Here is a 526-nt window from a genome sequence, read left to right as displayed (position 1 = left end):
CGCCACCAACGGTGCGCTCGCCCTCACGGTTCCGGCCGGCGCCGCGGCGACGTTCTCCGCTCCGTCGCTCGTGAACAACAAGTCGACCACGGTCGGTACCCTCGGTGCCGTCACGGTCAACGACGGCCGCGTCGTCTCCCGCAACGGCTGGGACCTGTCCGCGAACGTTGCGAACTTCGTCAACTCCACTGACGCGACCAGCACCATTAGCAAGATCCAGCTCGGCCTTGCCCCGTCGGTCACCGTTGCCGGCACCTCCGCGACCGGCGTCACCGCCGCCGCAGCCCAGGTCGCCGGTTCGGCGTCCTACCCGGCCGCCTTCGCCTCCGGCGCGGCAGCCAACACGGTCGGCGACAGCGTTCTCAACGCCGGCCTGACCTTCGTCGCACCGCAGGAGAAGGCGGCCGGCACCTACACGTCGACGCTGACCCTCACGGTCGTCTCGAAGTAGTAGCGCTACCCGAGTAGAGGGGGAGGGGCGGCGCCCGCGCCGTCCCTCCCTTTCCACCGCGCCCCCCCGCAATCC

At 70.7% G+C, this 526-nt stretch carries 1 protein-coding gene; it reads left to right on the top strand.

The features are described from left to right. Positions 1 to 451: hypothetical protein (locus QN357_RS19235; RefSeq protein WP_323505433.1), on the top strand; the 451-nt coding region annotated here is incomplete at its 5' end. Positions 452 to 526: the final 75 nt, after the last annotated feature.

It is taken from the genome of Cryobacterium sp. RTC2.1 (assembly GCF_035018685.1).
GTDB classification, from domain to species: Bacteria; Actinomycetota; Actinomycetes; order Actinomycetales; family Microbacteriaceae; genus Cryobacterium; species Cryobacterium glucosi.
This window is presented reverse-complemented; position numbering and strand designations above follow the sequence as displayed.